At 71.8% G+C, this 14,936-nt stretch carries 14 protein-coding genes; 6 read left to right on the top strand and 8 right to left on the bottom strand.

The window, feature by feature from the left end:
• Positions 1-9: 9 nt before the first annotated feature.
• Together AC1HIL_RS20095 and AC1HIL_RS20090 are read right to left on the bottom strand one after the other, a co-directional pair.
• Positions 10-654, bottom strand: a complete 645-nt coding sequence (locus AC1HIL_RS20095; protein WP_479669848.1) for an alpha-ketoglutarate-dependent dioxygenase AlkB — start codon at positions 652-654, stop codon at positions 10-12.
• Positions 641-2,986 (bottom strand): ATP-dependent DNA helicase, encoded by a 2,346-nt coding sequence (locus AC1HIL_RS20090; RefSeq protein WP_479669847.1) that lies wholly within the window; start codon positions 2,984-2,986, stop codon positions 641-643. The genes AC1HIL_RS20095 and AC1HIL_RS20090 overlap by 14 nt, the downstream gene beginning before the upstream one ends.
• A gap of 250 nt (positions 2,987-3,236) precedes the next feature.
• Between AC1HIL_RS20090 and AC1HIL_RS20085 the strand changes: the two genes are divergently transcribed.
• The 6 genes from AC1HIL_RS20085 (at position 3,237) to AC1HIL_RS20060 (ending at position 11,044) form a co-directional block, all read left to right on the top strand.
• Positions 3,237-6,740: a response regulator gene (locus AC1HIL_RS20085; RefSeq protein WP_479669846.1), complete on the top strand. Its 3,504-nt coding sequence runs from the start codon at positions 3,237-3,239 to the stop codon at positions 6,738-6,740.
• Positions 6,741-6,793: 53 nt separating this feature from the next.
• On the top strand, positions 6,794-7,651 hold the full coding sequence (locus AC1HIL_RS20080; RefSeq protein WP_412179571.1) for a CheR family methyltransferase: 858 nt from the start codon (positions 6,794-6,796) through the stop codon (positions 7,649-7,651).
• The gene (locus AC1HIL_RS20075; RefSeq protein WP_261205762.1) at positions 7,648-8,253 is read left to right on the top strand and encodes a chemotaxis protein CheB; all 606 of its coding nucleotides are present in this window, start codon (positions 7,648-7,650) and stop codon (positions 8,251-8,253) included. Before AC1HIL_RS20080 ends, AC1HIL_RS20075 begins: the two co-directional genes overlap by 4 nt.
• Entirely contained in the window at positions 8,243-9,466 is a 1,224-nt protein-coding gene (locus AC1HIL_RS20070; RefSeq protein WP_057590214.1) for a hybrid sensor histidine kinase/response regulator, read from the top strand. The genes AC1HIL_RS20075 and AC1HIL_RS20070 overlap by 11 nt, the downstream gene beginning before the upstream one ends.
• 101 nt (positions 9,467-9,567) lie before the next feature.
• On the top strand, positions 9,568-9,936 hold the full coding sequence (locus AC1HIL_RS20065; RefSeq protein ID WP_057590213.1) for a response regulator: 369 nt from the start codon (positions 9,568-9,570) through the stop codon (positions 9,934-9,936).
• Positions 9,937-9,967: 31 nt separating this feature from the next.
• Positions 9,968-11,044: a S41 family peptidase gene (locus tag AC1HIL_RS20060; RefSeq protein ID WP_479669845.1), complete on the top strand. Its 1,077-nt coding sequence runs from the start codon at positions 9,968-9,970 to the stop codon at positions 11,042-11,044.
• 18 nt (positions 11,045-11,062) lie between these two features.
• Here the strand turns inward: AC1HIL_RS20060 and AC1HIL_RS20055 are convergent, their stop codons facing one another.
• Genes AC1HIL_RS20055 through AC1HIL_RS20030 form a run of 6 tightly spaced genes read right to left on the bottom strand, consistent with a single transcriptional unit; the run spans position 11,063 to position 14,930 of the window.
• Entirely contained in the window at positions 11,063-11,545 is a 483-nt protein-coding gene (locus AC1HIL_RS20055; protein WP_057590211.1) for an energy transducer TonB, read from the bottom strand.
• A gap of 42 nt (positions 11,546-11,587) precedes the next feature.
• On the bottom strand, positions 11,588-12,328 hold the full coding sequence (locus tag AC1HIL_RS20050; protein WP_479669844.1) for a S1 family peptidase: 741 nt from the start codon (positions 12,326-12,328) through the stop codon (positions 11,588-11,590).
• 29 nt (positions 12,329-12,357) lie between these two features.
• The gene (locus AC1HIL_RS20045; protein WP_057590205.1) at positions 12,358-12,591 is read right to left on the bottom strand and encodes a hypothetical protein; all 234 of its coding nucleotides are present in this window, start codon (positions 12,589-12,591) and stop codon (positions 12,358-12,360) included.
• Positions 12,592-12,617: 26 nt separating this feature from the next.
• The gene (locus AC1HIL_RS20040; RefSeq protein ID WP_261205770.1) at positions 12,618-13,154 is read right to left on the bottom strand and encodes a YbjN domain-containing protein; all 537 of its coding nucleotides are present in this window, start codon (positions 13,152-13,154) and stop codon (positions 12,618-12,620) included.
• Between the two features lie 37 nt (positions 13,155-13,191).
• The gene (locus AC1HIL_RS20035) at positions 13,192-14,136 is read right to left on the bottom strand and encodes a peptidylprolyl isomerase (protein ID WP_057590292.1); all 945 of its coding nucleotides are present in this window, start codon (positions 14,134-14,136) and stop codon (positions 13,192-13,194) included.
• A gap of 23 nt (positions 14,137-14,159) precedes the next feature.
• Positions 14,160-14,930: a hypothetical protein gene (locus AC1HIL_RS20030; RefSeq protein ID WP_216087292.1), complete on the bottom strand. Its 771-nt coding sequence runs from the start codon at positions 14,928-14,930 to the stop codon at positions 14,160-14,162.
• Between the last annotated feature and the right edge of the window lie 6 nt (positions 14,931-14,936).

Below are 14,936 nucleotides of genomic sequence, written 5' to 3'. Positions count from 1 at the left end.
AGCAGCGTCTCATGGGCTTCCTTGCCAGCCTCCGCCCACCCTTCGCCGCGAGCGCGTGCGCAAGGTGATCGAGTAGCGCAGCGTTGGCGTCGGCGCGATCGCGTGCTGCCACTCCCAGCGCGCGGCACCGCGCAGCAGGTAGATCGAGCGCGGCTCGACCAGCAGTTGCACCGTGGGATCGTTGGCCGCGTAGTGGCCGTCGCGCCGGTAGGGTCGCAGCTGCATCACGGCGTCGCCGCGCAGCGAGATGCCGACGATGTGCTCGAAGTCGGGCACGTCGCGGTGCCAGCCCAGCGGCGTGCCGGGCTGGTACTCGGCGATCAGCGCATGGGTGAGTTCGGCCTCGTCGATGCCGGCCCAGGCCGCGGCGCGGCTGCGCATCGGGTGCAGCGATTCGGGCAGTGGCGCGCCCGGCAGCAGCCGGTTGGCGTCGAAGTCGTAGCGGCCGCCGAAGCCGATGCCGCGGCGGCGCGCGGTGTAGGCCTTGTAGCGCATCTCGCGCAGCGTGAAGCCGCCGACGATGGCCAGCAGCTCGGCCTCCTCGGCGGCGCTCAGGAAATCGGCCTCGTAGCGCAGCCCGTCGATGGCCGCGACCGGCGCGGCGCCGAACAGGTCGGGCTGCGCCTCGTGCTCGACGCGTCTAGCGGCGCGCATCGCCGCCTCCTTGCTGCCCGCCCTGTCCGTTCAGTCGCACCTCCCACCAGCGCGGCAGCAGCTCGCGGATCTCGGCGCGTGAGAAGCGGTCGTCGAGCAGGTGCAGCACGCCCTCGTCCTGCTCGGTGCGGATCACGCGTCCCGCGGCCTGCACCACCTTCTGCAGGCCCGGATAGAGGTAGGTGTACTCGTAGCCCTTGCCGAAGCGCGCGTCCATGCGCTCGCGCGTGATCTCGTTGAGCGCGTTGTACTGCGGCAGCCCGAGGCTCGCGACGAAGGCGCCCACGAGGCGCGTGCCCGGCAGGTCGATGCCCTCGCCGAAGGCGCCGCCGAGCACCGCGAAGCCGATGCCGCGGCCGCCGACGGCGAAGCGCTCGACGAAGGCCTGGCGCTCGGCCTCGGGCATGCCCCGGGTCTGGCTCCACACCGGCACCTCGGGATGCCGCGCGACGAAGGCCGCGCAGGCCTGCTCGAGGTAGTCGAAGCTGCTGAAGAAGGCCAGGTAGTTGCCGGGCCGGCGCGCGTACTGGCTGCCGATGATGCCGGCCACGCTGCGCAGCGAGCGCGCGCGGTCGCGCCAGCGCGTGGACACATCCATCGCCACCTCGACATGGAGCTGGCGGCCGCTGAACGGCGAGGCGACGTCGAGCACGGCCACGTCCTCGGGCAGGCCCAGCGCGTCGCGGTAGAACGGGAACGGCGAGAGCGTGCCCGAGAAGCAGACGGCCGAAGCGGCATCGGCGAAGCGGCCTTCGAGAAAGGGCGCGGGCACGAGGTTGCGGATGGCCAGCCCGCGCGAGCCGTTCGGCCCCAGGGTGCGCTCGAACACCGAGTGGTCGCCGAAGCTCTCGGCCAGCCGCGCGAAATGCAGCGCGTCGAAGAAGAAGCGCTGCAGCGGGCCCTGCGCCGCGTCGGGCGTGGCCGCGAAGTGCTCGGCCATCGCGGTGTTGGCGGCCTGCAGGCTGCGCGCGAAGCGCTCGGGGATCTCGTCGGCGGTCTCGTAGTCGACCGCGTTGGCCTGCTGCGCCTCCTGCAGCGCGCCCCATTCGCGGTGCAGCCGCGCGAGCGGGCCGCGCACGGCGGCCGGCGCGGCGCGGTGGGCCTCCTCGAGCGCGCCGTCGTCGAGCGGCGCGGTGTACATGCCGCGCGCGCGCTCGAGCAGGTTGTGGGCCTCGTCCACCAGCAGCGCGGCGCGCCATTCGCGCTCCTTCATGGTGGCCCACAAGAAGGCGCTGCCGTCGAAGTAGTAGTTGTAGTCGCCGACCACCACGTCGCTCCAGTGGGCCATTTCCTGCCCGAGAAAATAAGGGCAGACCTCGTGCGCGAGCGCGATGCGGCGCAGCGCCGGGCGGTCGAGCCAGGCGGCGCGCGCGGCCTCGGCGCGCGCCGCCGGCAGCCGGTCGTAGAAGCCCTTGGCCAGCGGGCAGGCGTCGCCATGGCAGGCCCGGCCCGGGTGCTCGCAGACCTTTTCGCGCGCGGTCAGTTCGAGCACGCGAAGCGGATCGGCCGGTGCCTTGCCATCCGTGGCGGCCTGGCGCTCGAGCAGCCGCAGCGCCTCGAGCGCGATCGCGCGGCCCGAGGTCTTGGCCGTGAGGAAGAACACCTTGTCGACGCGGCCCGCCGCGCGCGCCTTGAGCAACGGGAACAGCGTGGCCAGCGTCTTGCCGATGCCGGTGGGTGCCTGCGCCATCAGGCAGTGGCCTTTCGAGCCGGCGCGGTAGACCGCCTCGGCCAGTTCGCGCTGGCCGGCGCGGAAGGCGCCATGCGGAAAGGCCAGCGCGCCCAGCAGCTCCGCGAGCGCCGCGTGATGCCGGCCCTCGCGCTCGGCCCAGGCGATGTAGCGGCCGCAGAGGTCCTCGAAGTGGGCCTGCAGTTCCTCGCGCGTGTGCAATTCCTCGAGCACGGTTTCCTCGCCGCTCGCGAGGTCGAGGTAGACCAGCGCCACGGTGATCGCCGCATGGCCGTCGGCCTCGCAGAGCATCCAGCCGTAGCAGCGCGCCTGCGCCCAGTGCAGCGCGCGGTGGTTGCCGCGGATGGCGTCGAAGTCGCCGCGGAAGGTCTTGATCTCCTCGACGCGGGCGCTGCCCGACTGCAGCTCGTAGCCGTCGGCGCGGCCGCGCACCAGCAGGGCGCCGCATTCGGACTGCAGCGCGAGCTCGCTCTGGTAGTTCTCGCCGCGCCGCCCCTGCACCAGCGCGTGGCCCGCCATGCCCTCCTGCGCGCTGGGTGCGGGCACGAAGCGCAGGTCGAGGTCGCCGGCCTTCGCGCCGAAAGCGCACAGCGCCTTGACGGAGACGGGCGCGACGGTGGCGTGGAAGGCTTCGCGAGACATCGGAGTGAGGGGGGCGACGGGACGCAGCGGCCGCCAGTATATGGATATTCATCCAGTGTGCTGGTGGAATTTACAGTATCCCTGCCGGCGCGCAGGCTAGAGTACGCAGCTTCGGGAGGCCCGCGGCCTGCCCTTCTCCCCCTCTTCCCTTGCGCCTTGCCGCCGTTCCGGGGCCGGGCGGGCGGCCGCGCGCCGTCCGTCTCCTCCGGTCGAAGACAATGTCAATTGTTCGTTCACAACTACGTTCGAAATGAAAACTGCCGCAGCGATCGACACCGCCGACTTCGAGCGCCTTTTGAGCCGCAACATCAAGCTGCCGCTGCTCGGGGGCCTGTTCGGTGCCGTCGTCTTCGTCGCCCTGATCCTGTACCTGCTGTCGACCATCGCCTGGGTCGAGCACACCGACCAGGTGGTGCGCAACGCCAGCGAGCTGCAGCGCCGCTCGATCGACATGGAAACCGGCATGCGCGGCTTCCTGATCAGCGGGCAGGACCGCTTCCTCGAGCCCTACGACGCCGCGCTGGCGCGCGTGAAGACCGACACCGCGGCGCTGCGCCAGCTGGTGGGCGACAACCCGCAGCAGATCGAGCGGGTCGACCGCATCGGCTCGCTGCAGGGCGCCTGGAACGAGTTCGCGGCCGAGATGATCGCGGCGCGCCGCAGCGGCGGCGACTTCGAGGCCGCCGTCAAGCTGGGCCGCGGCAAGCGCCTGACCGACGACATCCGCAACGAGTTCGACAACTTCATCAACACCGAGCAGTCGCTGCGCTTCCAGCGCAATGCCGAGGTCAAGCGCACCAGCTGGATGGTGGTGGGCCTGTTCCTGCTGTTCACGCTCACCCTGAGCGGCCTGGTGGCCTTCTTCGGCCGCCGGCAGCTGGTGCGCCTGTCGGAGAGCTACGACGCGGTGCTGCAGGAGCAGGAGGCGCACACCGAGCGCCTGACCGAGCAGGCCTGGCTGCGCACCGCCCAGACCGAGCTGGTCGGCGAGCTGGTGGGCGAGCTCAGCGCGGCCGACATGGGCCGCAAGATCCTGGCCTTCTTCTCGCGCCACCTGGGCAGCACCGTGGGCGCGCTCTACGTGCGCGAGCGCCACGGCCCGCTGCGCCGCGCGGCCAGCTACGGCTTCTCGATCGAGGCCGAGAACGCGCAGCAGGTGTTCTCGCCGAGCGAGAGCCTGGTGGGTCAGGCCGCCGCCGAGAAGCGGCTGATGCTGATCGACCCGGTCGAGGCTGACTACCTCAAGGTCAATTCGGGCCTGGGCGAGATGCGCCCGCGCGCCGTGGTGCTGCTGCCGGTGGCCAACGACGGCGTGTCCAACGGCGTGGTCGAGCTCGGCCTGCCCGGCACGCCCGACCAGCGCGCGCGCGACCTGTTCGAGGTGGTGGCCGAGGACATCGGCACCTCGCTGGCCGCCGCGCGCTACCGCGAGCAGTTGCAGGAGGTGCTGGCCGAGACCCAGCAGCTCAACGAGGAGCTGCAGGTGCAGCAGGAGGAGCTGCGCACCGCCAACGAGGAGCTCGAGGAGCAGTCGCGCGCGCTGCGCGCCTCGCAGGCCATGCTCGAGAACCAGCAGGCCGAGCTCGAGCAGACCAACAGCCAGCTCTCCGAGCGCACCGAGGCGCTCGACCAGCGCAACACCGCGCTGCGCCGCGCCCAGCGCGACCTCGAGGAGCGCGCCGACGAACTGCAGCGCGCGAGCCGCTACAAGTCGGAGTTCCTCGCCAACATGTCGCACGAGCTGCGCACGCCGCTCAACAGCGCGCTGATCCTGGCCAAGCTGCTGGGCGACAACCCGCAGGGCAACCTGAGCACCGAGCAGGTGAAGTTCGCCGAATCGATCTACGCCTCGGGCAACGACCTGCTGGTGCTGATCAACGACATCCTCGACATCGCCAAGGTCGAGGCCGGCAAGCTCGACCTGGTGACGGAGGACACGCGCCTGGACCGCCTGGCGCAGGCGCTGGAGAGCACCTTCCGGCCGCTGGCCGACGAGAAGCGGCTGAACTTCCGCCTCGAACTGCACCCGGCCGCGCCGGCCTCGCTGGTCACCGACCGCCAGCGCGTGGAGCAGATCCTCAAGAACCTGCTGTCGAACGCGCTCAAGTTCACCGAGCAGGGCGAGGTCTCGCTGGTGATCTCGGGCACGGCCGACGGCGGCGCCTCCTTCGCCGTCTCCGACTCGGGCATCGGCATCGCGCCGCACCAGCAGGAGGTGATCTTCGAGGCTTTCCGCCAGGCCGACGGCACGACCAGCCGCCGCTACGGCGGCACCGGCCTGGGCCTGTCGATCTCGCGCGACCTCACGCGGCTGCTGGGCGGCACGCTCAGCGTGCAGAGCGAGCCGGGCCAGGGCAGCACCTTCACCCTGCACCTGCCGGCCCAGGCGCCGCAGGCCGCCCAGCAGGAACCGGGCAGCATCCCGCCGCAGCCGCCCGTGGGCGGCGCGCCGGCGCGCCTGCAGCCGCGCGCGCCGGTGCCGGTCGCGCCCCCTGCCCCGGCCGCGCCGGCGCCGGTGGTGCCCGCGCCGCAGTTCGCCGACGACCGCGCGCTGCCGCGCGACCAGCAGGTGCGGCGCGTGCTCGTGATCGAGGACGAACCGCAGTTCGCCCACATCCTCTACGACCTCGCGCACGAGCTCGGCTACCGCTGCCTGGTCGCGCACGGCGCGGCCGACGGCTTCGCGCTGGCCAGCGAGTTCGTGCCCGACGCGATCCTGCTCGACATGCGGCTGCCCGACAGCACCGGCCTGGACGTGCTGCAGCGCCTGAAGGATTCGCCGCTCACGCGCCACATCCCGATCCACGTGGTCTCGGCCGCCGACAACGCCGAGGCCGCGCTGCACATGGGCGCGGTGGGCTATGCGCGCAAGCCCGCCACGCGCGAGGAACTCACGCGCGTGTTCGCGCGGCTCGAGGAGAAGCTCACGCAGAAGGTCAAGACCGTGCTGCTGGTGGAAGACGACGACCTGCAGCGCCAGAGCGTGATCCAGCTGATCGGCGACGACGACATCGAGATCGTCGACGTGGCCTCGGGCGAGGAGGCGCTGGAGCTGCTGCGCACGCGCATCTTCGACTGCATGATCACCGACCTGAAGCTGCCCGACATGCAGGGCAGCGAGCTGCTCAAGCAGATGGCCTCGGAGGACATCGTCTCGTTCCCGCCGGTGATCGTCTACACCGGGCGCAACCTCACGCGCGAGGAGGAGGCCGAGTTGCACCGCTACTCGCGCTCGATCATCATCAAGGGCGCGCGCTCGCCCGAGCGGCTGCTCGACGAGGTCACCCTGTTCCTGCACAAGGTCGAGGCCGAACTCTCGAGCGAGCGCCAGGGCATGCTCAAGGCCGCGCGCGGGCGCGACCGGATCTTCGAGGGCCGCACGGTGCTGCTGGTGGACGACGACGTGCGCAACATCTTCGCGCTCACGAGCGCGCTCGAGCAGCGCGGCGCGAAGGTCGAGATCGGCCGCAACGGCCGCGAGGCCCTCGAGCAGCTCGACCGCGTGAAGGAGATCGACCTCGTGCTGATGGACGTCATGATGCCGGAGATGGACGGCCTGGAGGCCACGCGCCACCTGCGCGCCGATCCGCGCTTCGCCAAGCTGCCGGTGATCGCCATCACCGCCAAGGCCATGAAGGACGACCGCGAGCAGTGCCTGGCCGCGGGCGCCAGCGACTACCTCGCCAAGCCGGTGGACCTGGACCGCCTGTTCTCGCTGCTGCGCGTGTGGATGCCGAAGATGGAGCGCCTGTGACCGACGCGCCGCCGCCTTCCCTGCCCGAGCGGCCGGCGACCGGCCGCCCCGCCCTGCCCGCCGTGCCGGGCGCGATCGCCGCTCCGCCGCAGCCGCTGAGCGACACCGAGATCGAGCTGCGGCTGCTGATGGAGGCGATCTACCTCAAGTACAGCTACGACTTCCGCGACTACACGCTGGCCTCGCAGAAGCGCCGCGTGCTGCACGCGCTCACGCAGCTCGGCCTGCCCTCGATCTCGGCGCTGCAGGACCGGGTGCTGCGCGACGCCGCGCTGTTCGGGCGCCTGCTGCAGTTCCTCACCATCCCGGTCAGCGAGATGTTCCGCGACCCGGCCTACTTCCTGGGCCTGCGCCGCCACGTGGTGCCGCTGCTGCACACCTATTCGTCGGTCAAGGTCTGGGTGGCCGGCTGCAGCACCGGCGAGGAGGTGTTCTCGCTCGCCATCCTGCTGCGCGAGGAAGGCCTGCTCGAGCGCACGCAGATCTACGCCACCGACATCAACCCGGCCTCGCTCGAGAAGGCGCGCCAGGGCATCTTCCCGCTCGAGGCGATCCGCGGCTACACCGCCAACTACCAGCGCGCGGGCGGGCTGCGCGCGTTCTCCGACTACTACACCGCGGCCTACGACGCCGCGCGCTTCGACCCCTCGCTGTGCGCCGACACCATCTTTGCCGACCACAGCCTGGCCACCGACAGCGTGTTCGCCGAGACCCAGTTGGTGTCCTGCCGCAACGTGCTGATCTACTTCAACCGCGAGTTGCAGAACCGCGCGCTCGGCCTGTTCCACGAATCGCTGAGCCACCGCGGCTTCCTCGGCCTGGGCGCCAAGGAGAGCATCGACTTCTCGGCCTATGCCGACCGCTTCGAGCCGCTGGCGCGCCCCGAGCGCATCTACCGGAAGGCCACGTGAGACAGGCGCTGCCCTCCCACCTGCGCCGCCGCGTCGAGGCCGTGGTCATCGGTGCCTCGGCCGGCGGCATCGACGCGCTGCTCGGTCTCTTGAGCGGCCTGCCCGCCGCCAGCCGCATTCCCAAGGTGGTGGTGCTGCACCTGCCCGAGGGCCACGACAGCCGCCTGGCCGAGGTGTTCGGCGAGCGCGTCGCCATGCCGGTGCGCGAGGCCGCCGACAAGATGCCGCTCGCGGCCGGCACGCTCTACTTCGCGCCGCCCGGCTACCACCTGTCGATCGAGCGCGACCGCTGCTTCTCGCTGAGCTGCGAGCCGCCCGTGCTGTTCTCGCGTCCGTCGATCGACGTGCTGATGGCCTCCGCGGCCGACGTCTACGGCGCCGGCCTCGCCGGCCTGCTGCTCACCGGCGCCAACGACGACGGCGCCGAGGGCATGGAACGCATTCACCGTGCCGGCGGGCTGACCGCCGTGCAGGATCCCCAAGAAGCCCTGGTTTCCGTCATGCCCAACGCCGCCATTGCGCGCCATTCGCCCGACTTCGTGCTGCCGCTGCGCGATCTCCACACCCTGCTGCTGCACTTGGAGGCCGCTCATGGACATTGACGTCGAAAGCAAGCTGCTGATCGTCGACGACCTGCCCGAGAACCTGGTGGCGCTCGAGGCGCTGATCCGCGCGCCCGGGCGCTCCGTGTTCCGCGCCCAGTCGGCCGAGGACGCGCTGGCGCTGCTGCTCGAGCACGAGTTCGCGCTCGCCATCGTCGACGTGCAGATGCCCGGCATGAACGGCTTCGAGCTGGCCGAGATGATGCGCGGCACCGAGCGCACGCGGCACATCCCGCTGATCTTCGTGAGCGCCGCCGGCCGCGAGCGCAACTACGCCTTCCAGGGCTACGAGAGCGGCGCGGTCGACTTCCTGCACAAGCCGCTCGATCCGCATGCCGTGATCAGCAAGGTCAACGTGTTCGTCGACCTGCACCGCCACCGCAAGGCGCTGCGGCATGAGATGGAGCTGCTGGCCCACGCGCACCGCAAGCAGGAGGAGCTGGTGGCGCAGCTGCAGGTCACGCAGCGCGAACTCGAGCGCGCGGTGCGCATGCGCGACGACTTCATGTCCATGGTCTCGCACGAGCTGCGCACCCCGCTCAACACCCTCTACCTCGAGGCGCAGCTGCGCCAGCTGCACGTGTCCAAGGGCAACCTCGCGGCCTTCGCGGCCGACCGGCTGCCCGCGATGATCGAGCGCGACCAGCGGCAGATCCGCAACATGGTGCGGCTGATCGACGACATGCTCGACGTCACGCGCATGCGCAAGGACGCCCTCTCGATCCAGCCCAAGCCCACCGACCTCGCGCAGCTCGCGCGCGCCGTGGTCGAGAACCTGCGCCAGCAGGCCGAGGCCGCCGGTTCCGAGATCTCGCTGCAGGCGCCGTCCGAACTGCCGGGCGTGTGGGACGAGTTCCGCATCGAGCAGGTGCTGACCAACCTGCTGACCAATGCGCTGCGCTACGGCGGTGGCCAGCCGGTCGCGATGACGGTCGAGCAGGTCGGCGCCGGCGAGGACGGCTTCGCGCGCGTCAGCGTGCGCGACCGCGGCATCGGCATCGCGGCCGAGGACCAGGCGCGCATCTTCGAGCAGTTCGAGCGCACCGAGCACAGCCGCAAGCACGCGGCCGGGCTCGGCCTGGGCCTGTACATCACGCGCCAGATCGTCGACCTGCACGGCGGCAGCATCGGCGTCGAGAGCGCGCCGGGCGAGGGCTCGACCTTCAGCGTGGAGCTGCCGCTGGCCGCGCCGCGCGGATCGGCGCAACCGTAGGCTTGCTCCTACCCCACGCGCGGCGCCGTGCCGGGATACTGTTCCATTCCGGACATTTTCAGAAAACCAAAGGCCGCAAAGGCCACCAAGGACCGACCGCCGTGAATGTGCTGATCGTCGACGACAACGAAGCCGCAGCCGACCTGCTGCAGGAACTGCTGACCCTGCAGGACCACACCGCCCGCTGCACCTACACCGGCCAGCAGGCGCTGGACGCCGCCGCCGCCGAACGCTTCGATGCCGCGCTGATCGACCTCACCCTGCCCGACATCCCCGGCACCCAGGTGGCGCGCCGGCTGCGCGAGACCGAGGCACAGGGCGCGCCCAGGCTGCTGGTCGCGATCTCGGGCTTCTCGGCCGCCGATGCCGGTGCCGCGGGCGGGCCCGACGGGCGCAAGCTGTTCGACCACCATCTGCAGAAGCCGATCGACATCGGCGCGCTCGAGGACATCCTCGCGGCCGCGGGCTGAGGGCCTTTTCGCTGCCTTAGCATCGGCGGCCATGCGCCGCCTGCTTCCATCCGCCCTCCTCGCCCTCGCACTGGGCGCGCTGGCCGTATCGGCCGCCGCGCAGTCCCCCGACACCGTTCCCCTCGCACCCGCCGAGCGCGACCGCATCGTGGCCCGCGCCGCCGAGCTGGTGCAGCGGCATTACGTGCTGCCCGCGCCGGCCGATGCCATCGCGGCCCGCCTGCGTGCGCGCTTGCGCGACGGTGCCTATGCGGGCATCGACGACGCCGACGCGTTGCGCGCGCAGCTCGAGCAGGACCTGCAATCGGTGAACCAGGACAAGCACCTGCTCGTGGCCTTCAGCCGCGAGCCGCTGCCGAAGCCGGCCGATGCGCAGGCCGCCGCGGCGGCGCAGGCCCACCTGGCGCGGCAGTACGTGCGCTTCAACCACTGCTTCTACAAGGCGGAACGCATGGCCGGCAACGTCGGCTACATCGACCTGCGCTGCTTCGACCAGCCCGAGGCGCTGGCCGCGACCGCCGCGGCCACCTTCGAGTTCCTGGCCCACACCGATGCCCTGATCGTCGACCTGCGCCAGAACGGCGGCGGCTGGCCCGCGGGCGTGGCCCAGGTCAGCAGCCATCTGCTCGAAGGCAAGGTGCACCTCAACGACGTGCTGCATCGCGAAGGCCACCGCGTGGAGTCGCACTGGACCCGCGCCAAGCTGCGCGGCCCGCGCTACCTGGACCGGCCGGTCTATGTGCTGACCAGCAGCCAGACCTTCTCGGGCGGCGAGGAGTTCGCCTACAACCTGCAGGCGCTGAAACGCGCCCGCGTCGTCGGCGAGCGCACCAAGGGCGGTGCCCATCCGTCCAGCAACCATCGGTTGAACGATCGCTTCGAGATCACGATCCCCTTCGCGCGCTCGATCAACCCGATCACGCGCACCAACTGGGAAGGCACGGGCGTCGTGCCCGACCTGCCGGCCAACGCGGACGAGGCGCTGGGCGTGGCGCACCTGGCGGCGCTCAGGGGGCTGGTCGGCAAGGACAGCGATCCGACGACCGCCTATGAGGTGAGCGAGGCCATCAAGGCGGCGGAGACATCCACTGCCGGCGCCCGCAAGTAGTGCCGGCGCAGCGTGCCCTCAACCCGGCCCCAGCACCTTCAACGTCAGCTGCAACACCATCGGCTGCCGCATGTCCCGCGGCGGCGGCTCCGACAGCGGCTGCGCGGTCAGCAACTGGCGCAGGTCGGCATCGGCCTGCGCATTGCCCAGCGAATCGAAGGCCACGCGCTCGGGCCGGCCATCGGGCGCAACCCACACGCGCACGATCAGCGGCGGCGGCGGCAGGGTGCGGCCCTCTTCCAGCAGGCGCTGCTGCATCCAGGCATGCAGGCGCTGCACGGTCTCGTCGGCCGGATCGCTGAGGCGGCCCTGGAACTGGTTGCCGGCCAGCTCGGCATAGCTGATCCAGTGCTGCGGCACCGGCGCGCGCGCCGAGGGCGCGGGCTGGGCCTGCACGGGCATGTGCACGGCCGCCAGGCCCAGGCCGGCGAGGCCGAGCGCGCGGAACAGGCTGGCCCAGGGACGCGGCGCGGCGGCGGTATGGCGATGCGAAGGGAACATGCGTTTTTTCGGAAGGAGTTCTGGAAGTCGATGCCGACCGGCTCAGCCGCACAGCACGCCGACCGACAGCGTGGCGGCGCGCGCGGCCGGCGATTGCTGGGGGCCGAGCTGCGGCGTGTCGCTCTCGCTGAAGGCCACCCCGTTGTCGCGCAGGAAATGCTTGATGCGCGCGGCCGTCTCGGCCCGCACGCGCGTGGAGCCCGCGGCCGCGCCGCTGCCCGACAGGCTGGGCAGCCGGCTCAGCGTGCCGCCGCTGGCGCCGGGCGCGGCCGCGATGCGCTCCACCACCACGCCCAGCAGCAGGCCGCCGGCGTCGAGCACCGCGCTGCCGCTGGCACCGGGCTTGGCGCCCGACAGCAGCTGCAGGCCCTCGGCGCCCGGCACCGTCAGCGCATTGCCGAGCACGGCCGAACGGTCGGCCATGCGCTGCAGCGGGCCGTGGGCCTCGGAGAACACCGAGATCGTCGCGGCGGGCAGCGCCTCGCCGCGCGGGAAGGTCGCGCCCAGGTAGGGCTTGATGTCGCTGCGCAGCACGGCGACGTCGAGCTCGGGTTGCGGGCTCGTCGCGCGCACCGTGGCTTCGGCGACGCGGCCGTCCTTGAGCACGAACAGCGAGCGGCAGCCGGTCACGGCATGGCGCGCGGTCAGCACGTCGCCCGCGTCGTTGAGGAACACGCCGCTGGCGTTGCCTTCCAGGACGGGCGCGGGTGGCGTGCCGCCGGCTGGCTGGGCCGCGGCATGTGCAACGAGTGCCGCGCAGGTTGTCGCCGCGAGACCGCGCATGGCCGGTCCAGGCCGCCATGGCGCGACATTCACTTCGGCCTCGTCGGCGCGAGCGCGCGCCGCGCCGCATTGAGTTCGGCATTGGTGATGTGCAGGTCGGCCATGACGCGCGCGAGCATGTCGAGCAGCGCCTCGCGCTGCCTCAGCCGCACGGTCTCCGCGCGCCGCGCGCGCTGCACCTGGCGCGCGGTGGCGTGGATCGCGCGCAGCGTCGGCGAATCGTGGCCGTCGAAGGACTCCGCGGAACGAAGGCTGTCGGGCATCGCGCTGGGATGCGTTCGGTGCGCGCTCAGGCGGCGGCTTCGACCCGGTCGGCGGCACCAGCGGCCGGCACTTCGCCATTGGCGGCATCGCCGCGCGTGGCGGCGGCCGGGCCGTAGTTGCGCAGGTGCAGGAAGAACTCGCCCATCATCTGCATCCACAGGCGCGCGCTGAACGCGAGGTGCGCGGGCGTCACGCCGCCGGCGACCACCACGTCCATCTCGAGCACCACGAAGTCGCCGTGCTGGGCGACGCGCGCGAAGCGCTTGCTGCGGTGCCAGGCCGCGAGCACGGCCTCGGGCAGCGTGCCGCCCTGCACGTGCAGCGGGCAGCTGAAGGTGAAGTCGGTGTACTGGGTGGTGGTGACGGGATTGCCCCACAGCACCTGAAAGCCGATGCCGTGGCTGGCGCTGTGCAGGCGGATCACGCCGTCCTGTTCGATGGTGGAGACGGCGGCGCCAGCGGCCTTGATGGCTTCGGAGACCTGTTCGGGCGTGACCGCGTCGAGCAGGTCGAGGGCCTCGGCGGGCGTGGCGGCGGTGGTGTCGGTCGGGGTATTCGTCATGAGGTTCCCTGTCTGTGGATGGTGGTTGTCGGTGGGTTCAGTTCGTCTTGCGCAGCGCGGCGTCGAGCGCGGCGGCATCGATGCTCAGCTGCGTGGCCGGCGCGAGCTGCGTCAGGTGGGCCTGGATCAGCTGCTGCTGGCGCTGCTGGCGCAGCGCGGCCTGCAGCTGCGGACGCATCTCCTCGAGCGTGGCGGTGCGCGCGGGCTGGCTGTCGAGCAGCTTCACGACGTGGAAGCCCGCGGCCGATTGCACCGGGTCGCCGACCTGGCCGGTCTTGAGCTTGGCGATGGCATCGCGCACCTCGGGCAGCATGCGCGCGAGCGGCAGGTTGCCGACCTCGCCGCCACGCTCGGCGCTGCTCCTGTCCTGCGACTTCGCGCGCGCGAGCGCAGCGAAGTCGCCGCCGCCGCGCGCTTCGCGCGCCAGCTTCTGGGCTTCCTCGCGCACCTTGGCGACGGCCGCGGTGGCGGTGTCGGGGGTGGCGAGGAAGATCTGGGCCACGCGGTAGGTGGCCGGCAGGTTGAAGCCGGCCTTGCCCTGCTCGTAGGCGGCGGAGAGTTCGGCCTCCGACGGATAGCCCGCCGGCACCTGGCTCACCGACTCGAGGTAGCCGGTGGTGACGATGCGGGCCGTGAGCTCGCGCACCGCGGCGTCGATCTTGGCCTTGACCTCGGGCTTGTCGGTGAAGCCCTTGTCGCGCGCCTCCTTCAGCAGCGCCTCGCCGAGCAGCCGCTGGCGCAGCCAGCCCTCGACGCTGGCGCGGTTGTCCTTGACGGCCGCGCGCTCGGCATCGGGCAAGGCCTGCAGCAGCTTCTCGACCTCGTCCTGGCGCACGGTGAGTTCGCCCAGGCGGGCGACCACCGGCGCGCCCGTGGGCGCGGCGATCTGCTGCGCCGCGGCGCCGAGGCTGGCCGACGCGGCCAGCAGCAGCGCGGCCAGCGTGCGCAGGTGCGCGGGAGCAAGGGGTTTCTTCGGGTTCATGGTCGAGGTTTCCTTCTGGCCGCTCACTTCGCGGCGGGTGCCGATGCGGCGCCGGCCGGCGGCGTGGCCGCGGCCTCGGCCGGCTTGGGTGCGTTCACGGCGCGCGCGTCGAAGCGGCCTTCGTACAGCTTGTCGCCGTACTGCTGCGCGATCTGCTCGAACTTCACGCGGCTCTGGGCCGCGAACGGCTGGCGCGCGGCGAACACGCTGCCCATGTCCATGGTCTCGTAGGCGCGCAGCACCTCCTGGCCCACGGCATAGAGCTGGGTGTTCTTCGCCTCGCACTGGGTGAGCGCGGTGCGCTGCGTGCCGGTCTCGGCCACGAGGCGCTGGCGCTCGGCCTCGGAGGCGCGCGCGGTGCGCAGCAGCTCCTCGTAGGCGCTGCGGAACTGCGCGACCTGGCCGTTGGACTTCTCGGCCGCGGCCTGCGCCTGCTGGCGCAGCTGCTCGACGCCGGCACTCGCGTGCTCGCGCGCCTGGCGTTCGCCGGCGAGCTGCGACTGGGCGCGCGCGAGGTCCTTGCGCAGCGCCTCGACTTCGGCCGCCGGTGCGGGCGCGGCCGCGCCCGGTGCCGCGGCCGCGGGCTTGCCGGCCTTGAGCGCGGCGAGCTCGTTCTGCGCCTGCTGCAGCTGCGAGGTGGTGATGCGCAGCTGCGCGCGCAGCCGCTCTTCCATGCTCTGGCCGCCGGCCGCGGCCGGCGCGCCCTGGGCGTGCGCGCCGCCGGCCAGGCCGGCCAGACCGGCGAAGGCGAGCGCCAGGGCGAGCGCTGGGGTCTTGAAATGGGATCGGGCCACGGCGAC

This window comes from Variovorax sp. ISS6 (assembly GCF_056523145.1).
The sequence above is the reverse complement of the archived record's forward strand: the minus strand, read 5'-3'. Positions and strand labels throughout refer to the sequence as shown.